Genomic DNA, 15,369 nt, shown 5'->3' with positions numbered 1-15,369 from the left:
ACCTCGACCCGTCGTTGAGCACGCGCCGGGGGTGTGCGGCACCGGGAACTTCGCCAGGTGCGAGCACGCTTGCATACAGTGGCAGGACTTCTCCATATCGCGATCGAAGGGACGTACATGCCCATGGGTCACACGGCCACAGCGCAGGCCGGTTCCGGCGGCCTGACAGCGACCGAGCACCGCCTGGCCAACGGCCTGCGCGTGGTGCTCTCCGAGGACCACCTGACCCCGGTCGCCGCGGTGTGCCTCTGGTACGACGTCGGCTCACGGCACGAGGTCAAGGGCCGTACGGGACTCGCCCACCTCTTCGAGCACCTGATGTTCCAGGGCTCGGCACAGGTGAAGGGGAACGGCCACTTCGAGCTGGTGCAGGGGGCCGGCGGCTCCCTGAACGGCACCACCAGCTTCGAGCGCACCAACTATTTCGAGACAATGCCCACCCACCAGCTGGAGCTGGCGCTCTGGCTGGAAGCCGACCGGATGGGCTCGCTGCTCGCCGCGCTCGACGACGAGTCCATGGAGAACCAGCGGGACGTCGTCAAGAACGAGCGCCGCCAGCGGTACGACAACGTGCCCTACGGTACGGCCTTCGAGCGGCTGACCGCGCTCGCGTACCCCGAGGGCCATCCGTACCACCACACCCCGATCGGGTCGATGGCCGACCTGGACGCGGCGACCCTGGAGGACGCCCGCGCGTTCTTCCGTACGAACTACGCGCCGAACAACGCGGTGCTCTCGGTCGTCGGCGACATCGACCCCGAGCAGACGCTCGGCTGGATCGAGAAGTACTTCGGCTCGATCCCCTCCCACGACGGCAAGCAGCCGCCGCGCGACGGCTCGCTCCCCGAGACCATCGGCGAACAGCTGCGCGAGGAGATCCACGAGGAGGTCCCGGCGCGCGCCCTGATGGCCGCCTACCGGCTGCCGCACGACGGCACCCGTGAGTGCGACGCCGCGGACCTGGCGCTGACCGTCCTCGGCGGCGGCGAGTCCTCCCGGCTCCACAACCGGCTGGTGCGCCGCGACCGGACCGCGGTCGCCGCGGGCTTCGGGCTGCTGCGCCTGGCGGGCGCGCCCTCCCTCGGCTGGCTGGACGTGAAGACGTCCGGCGGTGTCGAGGTTCCGGAGATCGAGGCCGCGGTCGACGAGGAGCTGGCACGCTTCGCCGCGGAGGGCCCCACCGCCGAGGAGATGGAGCGGGCCCAGGCCCAGCTGGAGCGCGAGTGGCTGGACCGGCTCGGTACGGTCGCCGGCCGCGCCGACGAACTGTGCAGGTACGCCGTCCTCTTCGGCGACCCGCAGCTGGCGCTGACCGCCGTGACCCGCGTACTGGACGTCACCGCGGAAGAGGTACGGACCGTCGCCGCGGCGCGGCTGCGCCCCGACAACCGCGCGGTGCTGGTCTACGAACCGGTCACCGCCGACGGCGACGACGCCTCCGCCGATGAAGACGAGACCGACGAGCACGAGGGGGCGGACCAGTGACCGACGCTGCCGTGACCATGGACTTCCACCCGCGCCCGACAGCCGGCGAGGCCAGGCCCTGGGCCTTCCCCGCCCCCGGGCGCGGCGCTCTCGACAACGGCCTGACGGTGCTGCGCTGCGACCGTCCCGGGCAGCAGGTGGTGGCGGTCGAGATCAATCTCGATGCCCCGCTGGACGCCGAGCCCGAGGGGCTCGACGGCATCGCGACCATCATGGCGCGGGCCTTCTCCGAGGGCACCGACAAGCACAGCGCCGAGGAGTTCGCCGCCGAGCTGGAGCGCTGCGGCGCCACGCTCGACGCGCACGCCGACCACCCGGGCGTCCGGATCTCCCTGGAGGTCCCCGTCTCCCGGCTGCCCAAGGCGCTCGGCCTGCTCGCCGAGGCGCTGCGGGCCCCCGCCTTCGCGGACAGCGAGGTCGAGCGGCTCGTACGCAACCGTCTCGACGAGATCCCGCACGAGACCGCCAACCCGGGCCGCCGCGCCGCGAAGCAGCTCTCCAAGGAGCTGTTCCCGGCCTCCTCGCGCATGTCACGGCCGCGCCAGGGCACCGAGGAGACGGTGGAGCGCATCGACGCCGCGGGCGTGCGCGCCTTCTACGAGGCGCATGTACGCCCCGCCACCGCCACCGCCGTGATCGTCGGTGATCTCACCGGCGTCGATCTCGACAAGATCCTCGCCGACACTCTCGGCACCTGGACCGGCGACACCGTCGCTCCCCGTCCCGTACCGCCCGTGACCGCCGACGACACGGGCCGCGTGGTGATCGTGGACCGGCCCGGCGCCGTCCAGACCCAGCTGCTGATCGGCCGTATCGGCGCCGACCGGCACGACCGGGTCTGGCCCGCACAGGTCCTCGGCACGTACTGCCTGGGCGGCACGCTCACCTCCCGGCTCGACCGGGTGCTGCGCGAGGAGAAGGGCTACACCTACGGTGTACGCGCCTTCGGCCAGGTGCTGCGCTCCTCGGCGCCCGACGCGCCGGGCGGTGCGACCGGCGCGGCGATGCTCGCCATCAGCGGCTCCGTGGACACCGCGTCCACCGGCCCGGCGCTGGACGACCTCTGGAAGGTGCTGCGCACCCTCGCGGCCGAGGGGCTGACCGACGCCGAGCGTGATGTGGCCGTCCAGAACCTGGTGGGGGTGGCCCCGCTGAAGTACGAGACGGCGGCCTCCGTCGCGAGCACGCTGGCCGACCAGGTCGAGCAGTTCCTGCCGGACGACTTCCAGGCACAGCTGTACGCGCGGCTGGCCGAGACCGGCACCGTCGAGGCGACGGCCGCGGCCGTCAACGCCTTCCCGGTGGACCGGCTCGTCACCGTGCTCGTCGGTGACGCCGCGCAGATCAAGGAGCCGGTCACGGCTCTCGGGATCGGCGAAGTGACGGTCGTCACGGGCTGATCAGGCCTCTTCATGGAACCCCGGTGGCTTCGGCCGCCGGGGTTTCCCTTTATGTCCCTCTTTATGGGGGAGAGTGGCTTCTGCCCTGTGGTGTGCGCTACAAAGGGGCCTGTCTGTTTGGTGATTGAAAGACCACCCGCTTAACGTCGGTCCGGCTGTTCGCCAGTTGCGCCGCGTCCGCGGCACCGGACAGCCATCGCCGAGTCCCCGTCGGGCGCGAGCCTGGGGAGCCGGGGACCCATGAAGTCCCTGGGGTGAATCGGGTGTCGCCGCCGCTCTGTGCGGCAGGGCGCCCGTAGGAGACCTTCCTGCTCCGAACCCGTCAGCTAACCCGGTAGGCGAGAAGGAAGGAAAGGACCAGCCACCCCATGGCGTTCACCCGTGCCACCGGGAAGCATCGTGCCCGCAGCCGTATGAGCCGCAGGAGCGCGAGCGTCGCGGGTGCCGCGACCCTCGCCGCCACCGGCGTCATCAGCACCCTCGCCACATCCCCGGCGCTCGCCGCCGACACCGGCGTGGCCGCCGCCCGGCCGACCGGTCTGACCCAGGCCCTGGTCATCAACGACTCCCTCGCCGGCACCATCGACGCCCAGGCCGACGCGCAGCGCCGGGCCGCCGCCGAGGTCAGGGCCAAGGCCGCGGCGAAGGCGGAGGCCGCGCGCAAGGCGGAGGCCCGCGCCCAGGAGCTCCGCGCGGAGAAGGAGCGCGCGGCGCGGGCCGCCGAGCGCGAGCGCCTCAACGCCTTCCAGCTCCCCATCGCCGGCTCGTACATCACCACCGGGTACCGGGCGGGCGGCTCGCTCTGGTCCTCCGGCAGCCACTCGGGCGTCGACTTCCGCGCCGCCTCCGGCACCTCCGTCGTGGCCGTGGGAGCGGGCACCGTGGTCGAGGCGGGCTGGGGCGGCTCGTACGGCAACAACATCGTGCTGCGGATGAGCGACGGCACGTACACCCAGTACGGCCATCTCTCCTCGATCGGTGTCGCCGTCGGCCAGAGCGTCACCCCGGGGCAGCCGATCGGCGTCTCGGGCGCGACCGGCAACGTCACCGGGCCGCACCTCCACTTCGAGGCCAGGACGGGCCCCGACTACGGCTCGGACATCGACCCCGTCGCGTACCTGCGCGCGCACGGCGTGAACGTCTGACCGATCCGCCCCCCGAAGGCCCCGGCGCTGCGCCGGGGCCTTCGGCGTCGCCTCCCGCGCCCGCCACGGTCCGCTGGCCAAAAGATATCCATGGATTCCGGGCACCCATCGGAAATTCGCGATGATTGCAATAGAGTCACGGAACAGGCGTCGATCGGCAGCGTTTCGCGCGGATTAAGGCGGAGGTTCGGACATGCGCATTCCCGCGCACTCGGTATGCACGGCTATTCGCGACGACATCATCTCCGGCGTATTCGAACGTGGTAGTCGGCTCACGGAGGAGCAGCTGGCACGGCGCTACGGCGTCTCCCGCGTCCCGGTGCGCGAGGCCCTGCGCACGCTGGAGTCGGAGGGCTTCGTGACCACCCGCCGCCATGTCGGCGCCTGTGTGGCCGAACCAACGGAGCAGGAGGCGGCGGACCTGCTCGACGTGCGGCTGCTGCTGGAGCCGCTGGGCGCCGCGCGCGCCGCCCAGCGCCGTACGGAAGCCCATCTCAAGGTCCTGCGCGGCCTGGTCAGACTGGGGCAGGAGCGGGCCCGCAGAGGTCAGGGCGAGGATCTGCGCTCACTCGGCGCCTGGTTCCACGAGACGCTCACGCAGGCGTCGGGAAGCCCGGCGCTCACCGCCCCGCTCACCCAGCTCCGGCACAAGATCGCCTGGATGTACGTGGTCGACCAGCCCGCCAGCCCCGTGGAGTCCTGGGCGGAGCACGGCGCGATCGTGGACGCCGTGGCGCGCGGCGACGCGGAACGGGCGCGGACGCTGACGGCGCTGCACGCGGAGCGTACGGCGGCGGTGCACCGGCTGAAGAGACCGGAACGCGGCCGGGAAAAGGTGAGGGTTTCGCAACACGCCGTAAACATCGCGAGCGTCCGCAATTAACAATCGCGCCGTATACAAAGAAGAGAAATAGCCCGGGTGTCCTTTTTGCTGCCCGCACGGAAAACGGAGCCGGGGTCCACTGAATTCAAGTGGACCCCGGCTCCGTCGCGGAAATACGCTCAGACCGTCTCGGGAAGCTCGTCGAGCCCTTCGGCGACCAGCTTCGCCAGCCGGTCCAGCGCGGCGTCCGCGCCCTCCGCCTCGGAAGCCAGCACGACCTCTTCGCCGCCCTGCGCGCCCAGACCGAGCACCGCGAGCATCGACGCGGCGTTGACGGGGTTGCCGTCGGCCTTCGCGATCGTCACCGGGACGCCGGCGGCCGTGGCGGCGCGGACGAAGATGGAGGCGGGACGGGCGTGCAGGCCCTCGGCCCAGCCGACATTGACGCGGCGCTCAGCCATGGTGTTGCCCTTCAAGTCTCAAAAACGATGTCTAGACCAGCGTCTCATGTGCCACGAAATGCTCCGGTGCCGACCCTGGAAGGACCCCCGGCCCCGGCCCCGGCGCCGGACCTGTCCCGTGCCACGGCCCCGGGCCGTGTCGGCGCCCGCGCCGTAGGCTTTGCCCATGGAGACGCCGTCGGACCATGCGTACCCGGATCACTGGGAAGCGGACGTGGTGCTGCGCGACGGAGGCACCGCGCGGATCAGGCCCATCACCACCGCCGACGCGGAGCGGCTGGTCAGCTTCTACGAACAGGTCTCCGACGAGTCGAAGTACTACCGGTTCTTCGCCCCCTACCCGCGCCTCTCCGACCGGGACGTGCACCGCTTCACCCACCACGACTACGTGGACCGGGTGGGCCTCGCCGTCACGGTGGGGGGCGAGTTCATCGCGACCGTACGGTACGACCGCATCGACGAGCGGGGGCTTCCGGCGACCGCGCCCGCCGACGAGGCAGAGGTCGCCTTCCTCGTCCAGGACGCGCACCAGGGACGTGGCGTCGCCTCGGCCCTGCTGGAACACATCGCGGCGGTCGCCCGCGAACGGGGCATCCGGCGGTTCGCCGCCGAGGTCCTGCCCGCCAACAACAAGATGATCAAGGTGTTCCGGGACGCCGGCTACACACAGAAACGCAGCTTCGAGGACGGCTCCGTACGTCTCACCCTGGACCTCGAACCCACCGCGGAATCCCTCGCCGTGCAGCGTGGCCGCGAACAGCGCGCCGAGGCCCACTCGGTGCAGCGCCTGCTCACGCCCGGCTCGGTCGCCGTCGTCGGCACGGGACGCGTGCCCGGCGGCGTCGGCCGCACCGTCCTGCGCAATCTGCTCGGAGCGGGCTTCACCGGACGCGTGTACGCGGTGAACCACGCCTTCGCCGGGGACCTGCGCGCACTCGACGGCGTCCCCGCCTTCCGGTCCGTCGCGGCGATCGGCGACCCCGTCGACCTCGCGGTCCTCGCCGTACCGGCGCGGCAGGTGCCGGAAGCGGTGGCGGACTGCGGCCGGCACGGCGTCCGCGGCCTGGTGGTCCTCTCCGCCGGTTACGCGGAGAGCGGCCCCGAGGGCCTGGAACGCCAGCGCGAACTGGTGCGGCAGGCCCGCTCGTACGGGATGCGCATCATCGGCCCCAACGCGTTCGGGATCATCAACACGGCCGAGGCGGTCCGGCTGAACGCCTCCCTCTCGCCCGAGCCGCCCGACCGGGGCCGTATCGGACTGTTCACCCAGTCGGGAGCCATCGGCATCGCCCTGCTCTCCGGGCTCTACCGGCGCGGCGCGGGCCTGTCGTCCTTCATCTCCGCGGGCAACCGCGCGGACGTCTCCGGCAACGACATCCTCCAGTACTGGTACGAGGACCCGGACACCGATGTCGCCCTCCTCTACCTCGAATCGATCGGCAATCCGCGCAAGTTCACCCGGCTCGCCCGCCGTACGGCGGCGCTGAAGCCGGTCGTGGTCGTCAAAGGGGCGCGGCACAGCGGCAGCGCGCCGCCCGGCCACGCGGTCCCGGTCACCCGTATCCCGGACGCGACGGTCTCGGCGCTGCTGCGGCAGGCCGGGGTGATCCGGGTCGACACGGTCACCGAACTGGTCGACGCCGGCCTCCTGCTCGCCTCCCAACCCCTGCCGGCCGGCCCGCGCGTGGCGATCCTCGGCAACTCCGAATCCCTCGGTCTGCTCACCTACGACGCCTGTCTGACGGAGGGCCTGCGCCCCTCGCCACCCCGCGACCTCACCACCGCCGCGACCCCGGAGGACTTCCGCGCCGCCCTCACCCTGGCCCTGTCCGACCCGGCCGTCGACGCGGTGGTGGTGACCGCGATCCCGCACGTGGGGGAGACCGGTACGACGGACCCCGCCGACGGCGGCGCCCTGGGCACCGTGCTGCGCGAGACCGTGACGAGCGTCCCGGGGAAGCCGGTCGCGGTGGTCCATGTGGAGATCGAGGGCCTGGCGGAGGCGCTGGCGGTGGTGGAACGCAGCGCGCGCGGCCCGGCCGAGTCCGCCCCCGCCTCCGCGCCCCCGTCCGCGCCTCCGCACCCCGCCAGTGCCCCGCCCGCCCCCGCCGCACCGCCCGCGCACGCCGCCGCCCCCGCTGAACCGCCTGCCCCCGCCCCCGCCGCGTCCGGCCGCATCCCCGCCTACCCCGCCGCGGAACGCGCCGTCCGCGCGCTCGCCGAAGCCGTCCGGTACGCGCAGTGGCGACGGCAGAGCGCCGAGCCCGGCAAGGTGCCCGAGTACCTCGACGACGCCATCGACGAGAGCGCGGCCGCCGCGCTCATCGCCCGGCTGCTCGGAGACGCGCCCGACCCCCACGGCGTGCCGCTCGGCGCGGCCGACACCCGGGAACTGCTCGGGCTGTACGGCATCCCCGTACGCCCCACCCTCCCCGCGCCCGGTCCCGACGACGCCGTGGCCGCGGCGAACCGGCTCGGCTACCCCGTCGCGCTCAAGACGACCGCGCCCCATCTGCGCCACCGCTCCGACCTGGGAGGCGTACGGCTCGACCTCGCCGACGAGGCACAACTGCGCCTCGCCCACCGCGAGCTGACCGAATCCCTCGGCGGCCCCGCCGAGCTGCGGCCCGTCGTCCAGGCCATGGCCCCGCGCGGCGTGGACACCGTCGTACGGGCCGCCATCGACGCCGCCGCCGGAGCCGTGCTCTCCTTCGGGCTCGCCGGCGCGCCCTCCGAACTCCTCGGCGATCTCGCCCACCGGCTCGTACCGGCCACCGACCGCGATGTCGCCGAGCAGATCCGGTCCATCCGCTCGGCGCCCCTCCTGTTCGGCTGGCGCGGCTCCACCCCGGTCGACACCCCCGCGCTGGAGGAGCTGCTCCTGCGGGTCTCCCGGCTGGTCGACGACCACCCCGAGATCGTCTCCGTCACCCTGGAGCCCGTGGTCGTCGCCACGCGTGGACTGACCGTCCTCGGCGCGAACGTCCGGCTCGCACCGCCGCCCGCCCGCGACGACCTCGGCCCGCGCAGCCTCCCCAGCTACTGACCGGCGCCGACCGCCGGTCGGGTCCCGGAGGTTCCGGCCGGATGAGGCCCCTCCGGAGCGTCTCCGGCAGCCACCCGGCCACCGTAGGATGGAGCCCATGGCGAAGACCGGTACGACGACCCAGGGGCTGCGCACGGCGATCGAGCGCAGCGGCTACTACCCGGCTCTCGTGGCCGAGGCGGTGGAGGCCGCTGTCGGTGGCGAGCCGATCGCGTCGTACCTGGTGCATCAGGAGACGACCTTCGACGCCAACGAGGTGCGCAGGCATGTCACCGTCCTCGTGCTGACGGCCCACCGCTTCATCGTGAGCCACACCGACGAGCAGGCCGCCGACTCCAGCTCCCCGACCCCGTACGCCACCACCTCCACCGAGTCGGTCAAGCTCGACCGGATCTCGTCGGTCGTGGTCAGCCGCGTCGTCGCCAACCCGGAGTCGTACACCCCCGGCACCCTGCCGCGTGAGGTCGTTCTCACCATCGGCTGGGGCGCCGTCTCGCGGATCGATCTGGAGCCCGCCGCCTGCGGCGACCCCAACTGCGAGGCGGACCACGGCTACACCGGCAGCTCCACCGCCGACGATCTGAGCCTGCGCGTCAGCGAGGCCGGTGACGGCCCCGACACCGTGCGCCAGACGCTCGCGTTCGCCCAGGCCCTCTCCGAAGCCACCGCCGCCGGAACGGCGCCCGGCCGCTGATGGCCGCCGAAGCCCTCTGGCAGGACCCCGTCCCGCTCGCCCTCGACACCGCGCCGCTGCCCGAGTACGGCAGCGGCTCGCTCGCCGATCTGCTGCCGACGCTCGCAGCCGGCCAGGGCGTACCGAACCTGACCGCGGCCATCCCGGAACTGACCCCCGCCGACCGGAACTGCGTCTTTCTGATCGATGGTCTCGGCTGGGAACAGATCACGGCACACCCGGACGAAGCGCCCTATCTGACCTCGCTGCTCGGCAGCTCGCGCGGCAACACGGGACGCCCGCTCACCGCGGGTTTCCCGGCCACCACCGCGACCTCCCTCGCCTCCGTCGGTACAGGCCTGCCGCCCGCCGTCCACGGCCTGCCCGGCTACACGGTCCGCGACCCCGCGACCGGCGCGCTGATGAACCAGCTCCGCTGGAAGCCCTGGACCGCGCCGCACGTCTGGCAGCCGTACCCCACCGTCTTCCAGCTCGCCGACGCCGCGGGTGTCCACACCGCCCAGGTCTCGTCACCGACCTTCGCCCACACCCCGCTCACCGAGGTCGCGCTCAGCGGCGGGACCTTCCTCGGCCGGCTCTCCGGCGAGGAGCGGATGGATCTGGCGGCCGAGCAACTCGGCGCGGGGGACCGGTCGCTGGTCTACACGTACTACAGCGAGGTCGACGGCAAGGGCCATCGCTTCGGCGTCGACTCCGATGCCTGGCGGGGCCAGTTGATGTACGTCGACCGGCTCGTGCAGCGCCTCGCCGAGCAACTGCCGCCCCGGGCCGCGCTCTATGTGACCGCCGACCACGGCATGATCGACATCCCCTTCGACGAGGAGTCGCGCATCGACTTCGACGAGGACTGGGAGCTTCGCGCCGGGGTGGCGCTCCTCGGCGGCGAGGGCCGGGCCCGGCATGTCTACGCCGTACCGGGCGCCGAAACCGATGTGCTCACCGTCTGGCGCGAGGTGCTCGGCGAGCGCTTCTGGGTGGCGAGCCGGGACGAGGCGATCGCGGCGGGCTGGTTCGGACCGCCCGGCGCGATGGACGAGCGGGTGTACGGCAGGATCGGCGATGTCGTCGCGGCGGCCCATGACGATGTGGTGATCACCGCCTCCGTACGGGAGCCGCACGAGTCGGCGATGGTCGGGATGCATGGTTCGATAACCCCCGTCGAGCAGCTCGTCCCGCTCCTCGAAGTACGCTCTTAGCGCCTGACGGACCGCGCGTCGCGGTTTCCGGGCTCTCCTCTCTGCTCACCGAAAGGCCGTCACCCCCTCATGCCAGAGCTGGTGTTCTTCTCCGGAACGATGGACTGCGGAAAGAGCACCCTCGCTCTTCAGATCGAGCACAACCGCTCCGCGCGCGGGCTCCAGGGCATGATCTTCACCCGTGACGACCGCGCGGGCGAGGGCAAGCTCTCCTCCCGCCTCGGCCTGGTGACCGACGCCGTCGAGGCCGCCGAGGGCTTCGACTTCTACGCGTATCTGGTGGACCGGCTCTCCAAGGGCGGCCGGTGCGACTACGTCATCGCCGACGAGGCCCAGTTCCTCGCACCCGAGCAGGTCGACCAGCTCGCCCGGGTGGTGGACGATCTGGAACTGGACGTCTTCGCCTTCGGCATCACCACCGACTTCCGCTCCAAGCTCTTCCCCGGCTCCCAGCGGCTGGTGGAGCTGGCCGACCGGGTCGAGGTCCTCCAGGTCGAGGCGCTCTGCTGGTGCGGCGCGCGGGCCACGCACAACGCGCGGACGGTCGGCGGCGCCATGGTGGTCGAGGGGGCGCAGGTCGTGGTCGGGGATGTCCACCAGAACGGGAACCAGGTCGGGTACGAGGTGCTGTGCCGGCGCCATCACCGCCGCCGGATGACGGCGGCCACCGCGCGGGCGGCCACCCTCTCCCCGGACGTGCTCCCGGTCTGAGCCGCGCCGCCGGGCCATGCCTCCGAGGCACGTCACGGACCGGGGCGGCGGTGGCCGGCACGCCGCCGGTCAGCGCGCGGCCGACCGTACGATCGTGAAGACCGCGCCCTCCGGGTCCGCGACCGTCGCGAGCCGGCCGTACTGCTCCTCGCGCGGTGGCGTGATCACATGACCGCCCAGTTCGGCCACCAGTCCCGCGGCGGCGTCCAGGTCGTCCACCTCGAAGTACGTCATCCAGTGCGAGCCGAGATCGCGGTTGAGGGACCGGCCCACGCCGTGCAGAGAGGCGACGGGGCGGCCTTCCAGACGCAGCGTCATGAAGTCGAGGTCGGCGGAGACGACCTCCTCCACGTCATAGTCGAAGAGCGCCTCGTAGAACTTCCCGACCGAGGATGTCTCACGCGTGATCAGTTCGTTCCAGATCGGGGTGCCATGGGCTCCGGCCACGGCCGTGCCGATGTGCGCCGCCGCCTGCCAGATCCCGAAGACCGCACCCGACGGGTCCGCGGCTATGGCCATCCGGCCGGCCTCGGCCGCGTCCAGCGGTCCCACCCCGACGGTGCCGCCGCAGCTCCTGATCGTCTCGGCCGTCAGATCGGCGTCGTCCGTCGCCAGATAGGTCATCCAGGAGATGGGCAGCTGCCGGTCCGGCGGCAGCTGGCCGATGCCCGCGATCGCCTTGCCGTCGAGCAGTCCGCGGACGTACGGTCCGAGCTGCTGCGGTCCCGGCTCGAACTCCCAGCCGAACAGCGCTCCGTAGAACTCCTCGGTCGCGGCAAGGCCGTGCACCATCAGACTCACCCAGCAGGGTGTGCCGGGTGTGCGCCGGATCGCTGCCTCGGTCATCGTCACTCTCTCCTCGGACCTTCGTGGTGGCGGCCCTTGGACGAGCGTGAGCCGCCTTGCGGGACATGGCCGTACGGCCGTGGAGATGCTGTCACCCACCGCCATCCGGCGCCGGACGGCCGCGCCGCATTTGGCGGGATCTCGATTCGCTGTTTACCCCCCGTTTCTCCACCGTTACGAGCGGCCCGGATCGTACGCGAGGATGGCCTCCATGACAGCCATCATCACCGCAGCAGAACTCGCCTGCGAGTCGGACGGGCCGCGCCCGCCCGTCCTGCTCGACGCCCGCTGGCAGCTCGGCGGTCCGCCAGGACGCGCGCAGTACGAGGCCGGTCATCTGCCGGGCGCCGTCTACATCGACCTCGATCAGGAGCTGGCGGGCCCGCCGGGCGCGGCCGGCCGGCACCCGCTGCCCGAGGTGGCGGCCTTCGGCGCGGCGATGCGCCGGGCCGGAGTCTCGCAGGACACGCCGGTCGTGGTGTACGACGGCGGACAGTCCTGGGCGGCGGCCCGCGCCTGGTGGCTGCTGCGCTGGGCGGGCCACCCGGACGTCCGGGTCCTGGACGGCGGACTCGCCGGCTGGACCGGCCCGGTGACCACCGAGATCCCGACGCCGGCGGAGGGCGATTTCACCCCGGCGCCCGGCGCGCTCCCGCTGCTGGACGCGGACGCCGCGGCGGTCCTGGCCCGCGAGGGGCTCCTCCTGGACGCGCGGGCGGCCGAGCGCTACCGCGGTGACGTCGAGCCGATCGACCGCGTCGGCGGCCATATCCCCGGCGCGCTGTCGGCGCCCACGTCGGAGAATGTGGCTGAAAACGGTGGGTTCCGCCCGGCTCAGGACCTCGTGGCCCGCTTCGCGAAGATGGGCGTCACCGGCGATTCGAAGGTCGGCGTCTACTGCGGCTCGGGGGTTTCGGCCGCGCATGAGGTGCTGGCCCTGGAGATCGCTGGCATCCCGGCGGCGCTGTACGCCGGTTCCTGGTCCGAATGGTCCGCCGACACCTCGCGTCCGGTCGCCAAGGGCCCGGACCCCCAGTGAGTCGGATCCCCGGCACGCCATGAACGCCGGAGGGCCGGTACTCACCAGCTGTGGTGAGTACCGGCCCTCCCCTTACACAGGCGCGTGCGCGCTAATCCTTGTTCTTGCGGCGCGTACCGAACACGATCTCGTCCCAGCTCGGTACCGCGGCCCGCCGCCCCGGACGTACGCCGTCCGCTTCCGCCTGGCGGTCCGTCGTACCCGTGAGCCGGTCCCGGTGACCGGCCACCGAACGCGGCATCAGCACATCCGCGTACGCCGACCCCGCACCGGCGGAGGCGGCGGGCGCCACCGGCTCCTCGGCCTCCGGCTCTTCCTCCTGGTCCGCCGCGGGGCCCGCGGGCTGCTCGGGCACCACCATGTCGCCGCGGAAGCTCGGCACCGCCTCCAGCAGGCTGGTCAGCGAATCGCGCTCGCTCGTATCGTCCGGCTCCGGGGCGACAGGCCGCTCCAACTGCCGGTCGAGGGAACGATCCAGCGGCCGGTCGCGCGGCAGCCGCGCGATCCGGGGCACGAACGGGAAGCTCGGCTCCTTCGCGGCGACCGTGTCGTCGGTGTCACCGATCAGCGCGCGCGCCTCGTCGTCCACGGCCTGTACGAGCCGCCGGGGCGGGTCGTACGTCCAGCTCGCGGAGTGCGGCTCGCCCGCGACCAGATAGACCAGCAGGACTTCCCACGTGCCGTCGTCCCGGCGCCAGGAGTCCCACTGCACGGTCTCCTTGTCCGCGCCGCGCAGCGTCAGCCGCTCCTGAACGGCCTCACCGAGCTGGGGTCCGGTGTTCTCACCGGGGCGGCGCACGGCGGTCTTCCTGGCCCGCTCCGCCATGAAGGCGCGCTCGGCGAGCACCGGCCCCTCGAAGCGGCGGACCCGGTCCACCGGGATTCCGGCATGCTGCGCGACCTCCTCGGCGGAGGCACCGGCTCGTATCCGCGCCTGGATGTCCCGAGGTCTGAGGTGGCTCTCCACCTCGATCTCGATCTGGCCCAGACGGGCGCGGTCGTTGCGCACGGCCGCGCGCAGCCGCTCGTCAATCGGAAGCGTGTATTCCGTGCTGTCGGCAGCTTTGAGCACCAGTCGTGTGCCGTCGTTGGAGACGGCCACGACACGCAGTTCGGGCATGGGGACCTCCCGGGTGGTGCCTGCCGACGTCACGTGCGTCGCTGCTTCCGCTAGTCGAGTGTGGCCTGCCCGGGTGCAGCCTGCCACAACCTTTCCGTGCTGCCCGGCGTGTCGGGCATGGGTCCTGGATCGCCGATGACACGGTTACCTGTTTGCGACGCGGAGTGACGAACCCGGTCACTCTCTGCAGCAGGTGCCCGTACGGTGCCACGGCTCCGCCGGATCGAGTGCCACGTTCGGCCCCCTTCCCGTAGGTCCCGGACGCCCATGAGGGAGTCCGGCCCCAGGGCTCGCCACAGTACTCCATTCGGGCCACGGGGGTGGACCGGCGCGCCGCCCAAGTTCTCCCAGGGTAGGGGAGTTGGGTCGCGGTGACGATCCCGAACGGGTGTCCTGCTTCACAGAATCCCCGAAATCGGAACTATCCGTTTCGCTCAGTTGTCCTTTCCTGGTGCAAGGTGGGGCAGATGGGCGATCAGGGACTGTAGATGCATCAGAGGTCGGGCAGCGGTACGCGGCAGGACGAGAGCGAGGTATCCGGAGAGCGGCGGGAGCGGCTCGAACTGAGCGTGCCGCAGGTCGCGGGCAGCGCGCTCGCGGCGGTCGCCGCCGCCGTGCTCGCCTCCCGGCTCGGCGTGTACGGGACGATCGTCGGCGCCGGTGTGGTGAGCGTGATCGCCACCTGCGGCGGCCCGGTCTTCCAGCACCTGTTCCGGCGGACCGGCGAGCAGATACGCGAGGTCACCGTCCAGGCGAAGCCGGGGGCCCGGCAGGTGCCGGTACGGGACGACGGCCCCGGTCATCCGCCGCTTCCGGACGGGGAGTTCGGGGCGGCCACGACCCATGGCACCCGGGTACGGGGCTGGAAGCGCCCGCTCCGCGCGGCTGTTGTCGTCTTCGTGGTGGCGATGGTCGGCATCACCGGATTCGAACTGGCCGCCGGGCGGGATCTGAGCGGAAGCGGGGGAACGACCGTCGGATACGTCGTACGCGGCGGTGGCGGCGATTCCACCCCGTCGGAGGACCCCGCCAACTCCCCTGACCCCGCGGGCGATCCGAGCGGGACACCGGACGGGCGGCCGTCGGACGGAACCGGCGGCGGTACGGATCCGAGCCGCTCGCCCGGCACAGGACCGAGCACGGATACGGATACGGACACGGGCCGGGGCGGCGGCGAGGATCCTTCGCCCGCTCCGTCCGCCACACCCTCGACGACTCCCTCCGGCTCCGGCGGCTCCAGTCCGGGACCGACGCCCTCCGACGGCTCCGGCAGTACCGGAACGAGTGACACCGGCGCGGGCGACTCCGGTACGAGTGACTCCGGGCCGGCCGACTCCGGGACGGCGGGCCGGTAGCCGTACCGCCCCGGGGGCCGCGGAGAGTGCCGGCGCGGGGTCCGGCGC

General features: G+C 72.4%; 13 protein-coding genes and 1 riboswitch. Of the genes, 10 read left to right on the top strand and 3 right to left on the bottom strand.

Translation table 11 applies throughout. From position 1 onward, the window contains the following. The first annotated feature begins 117 nt into the window (after positions 1-117). From CU044_RS37805 to CU044_RS37790, 4 genes are all read left to right on the top strand, one after another. Entirely contained in the window at positions 118-1,485 is a 1,368-nt protein-coding gene (locus CU044_RS37805; RefSeq protein ID WP_193564175.1) for a pitrilysin family protein, read from the top strand. 17 nt (positions 1,486-1,502) lie between these two features. Continuing rightward, entirely contained in the window at positions 1,503-2,885 is a 1,383-nt protein-coding gene (locus CU044_RS37800; RefSeq protein ID WP_193564174.1) for a pitrilysin family protein, read from the top strand. Between the two features lie 187 nt (positions 2,886-3,072). Next, a riboswitch (cyclic di-AMP (ydaO/yuaA leader) is annotated at positions 3,073-3,240 on the top strand. A 13-nt stretch (positions 3,241-3,253) separates the two neighbouring features. Beyond that, complete coding sequence (locus CU044_RS37795) at positions 3,254-4,030, top strand: M23 family metallopeptidase (RefSeq protein WP_129773588.1); 777 nt, start codon at positions 3,254-3,256, stop codon at positions 4,028-4,030. Between the two features lie 193 nt (positions 4,031-4,223). After that, positions 4,224-4,913, top strand: a complete 690-nt coding sequence (locus tag CU044_RS37790; protein WP_129773587.1) for a GntR family transcriptional regulator — start codon at positions 4,224-4,226, stop codon at positions 4,911-4,913. Positions 4,914-5,032: 119 nt separating this feature from the next. Here CU044_RS37790 and CU044_RS37785 read toward each other — a convergent pair whose 3' ends face one another. After that, on the bottom strand, positions 5,033-5,314 hold the full coding sequence (locus CU044_RS37785; protein ID WP_030350167.1) for an HPr family phosphocarrier protein: 282 nt from the start codon (positions 5,312-5,314) through the stop codon (positions 5,033-5,035). 166 nt (positions 5,315-5,480) lie between these two features. On the opposite strand from CU044_RS37785, the gene CU044_RS37780 reads away from it, so the two are divergent. From CU044_RS37780 to CU044_RS37765, 4 genes are all read left to right on the top strand, one after another. Next, a complete protein-coding gene (locus tag CU044_RS37780; RefSeq protein ID WP_129773586.1) occupies positions 5,481-8,360 on the top strand; it encodes a bifunctional GNAT family N-acetyltransferase/acetate--CoA ligase family protein in 2,880 nt (959 codons plus the stop codon). A 97-nt stretch (positions 8,361-8,457) separates the two neighbouring features. Then, positions 8,458-9,054, top strand: a complete 597-nt coding sequence (locus CU044_RS37775; RefSeq protein WP_129773585.1) for a DUF5998 family protein — start codon at positions 8,458-8,460, stop codon at positions 9,052-9,054. Then, on the top strand, positions 9,054-10,250 hold the full coding sequence (locus tag CU044_RS37770) for a nucleotide pyrophosphatase/phosphodiesterase family protein (RefSeq protein ID WP_129773584.1): 1,197 nt from the start codon (positions 9,054-9,056) through the stop codon (positions 10,248-10,250). Before CU044_RS37775 ends, CU044_RS37770 begins: the two co-directional genes overlap by 1 nt. A gap of 69 nt (positions 10,251-10,319) precedes the next feature. Further along, a complete protein-coding gene (locus CU044_RS37765; protein WP_129773583.1) occupies positions 10,320-10,961 on the top strand; it encodes a thymidine kinase in 642 nt (213 codons plus the stop codon). 69 nt (positions 10,962-11,030) lie between these two features. Here CU044_RS37765 and CU044_RS37760 read toward each other — a convergent pair whose 3' ends face one another. After that, entirely contained in the window at positions 11,031-11,807 is a 777-nt protein-coding gene (locus CU044_RS37760) for a VOC family protein (protein ID WP_129773582.1), read from the bottom strand. A gap of 211 nt (positions 11,808-12,018) precedes the next feature. On the opposite strand from CU044_RS37760, the gene CU044_RS37755 reads away from it, so the two are divergent. Next, positions 12,019-12,846, top strand: coding sequence for a sulfurtransferase (locus CU044_RS37755; RefSeq protein WP_129773581.1), 828 nt, complete (start codon positions 12,019-12,021; stop codon positions 12,844-12,846). A 91-nt stretch (positions 12,847-12,937) separates the two neighbouring features. Here the strand turns inward: CU044_RS37755 and sepH are convergent, their stop codons facing one another. Beyond that, positions 12,938-13,966 (bottom strand): septation protein SepH, encoded by a 1,029-nt coding sequence (sepH, locus tag CU044_RS37750; protein ID WP_129773580.1) that lies wholly within the window; start codon positions 13,964-13,966, stop codon positions 12,938-12,940. A gap of 488 nt (positions 13,967-14,454) precedes the next feature. On the opposite strand from sepH, the gene CU044_RS37745 reads away from it, so the two are divergent. Then, positions 14,455-15,321, top strand: a complete 867-nt coding sequence (locus CU044_RS37745) for a hypothetical protein (RefSeq protein ID WP_193564171.1) — start codon at positions 14,455-14,457, stop codon at positions 15,319-15,321. The last annotated feature ends 48 nt before the right edge of the window (positions 15,322-15,369 follow it).

This window comes from Streptomyces sp. L-9-10, assembly GCF_004151105.1.
Taxonomy (GTDB): domain Bacteria; phylum Actinomycetota; class Actinomycetes; order Streptomycetales; family Streptomycetaceae; genus Streptomyces.
The sequence above is the reverse complement of the archived record's forward strand: the minus strand, read 5'-3'. Positions and strand labels throughout refer to the sequence as shown.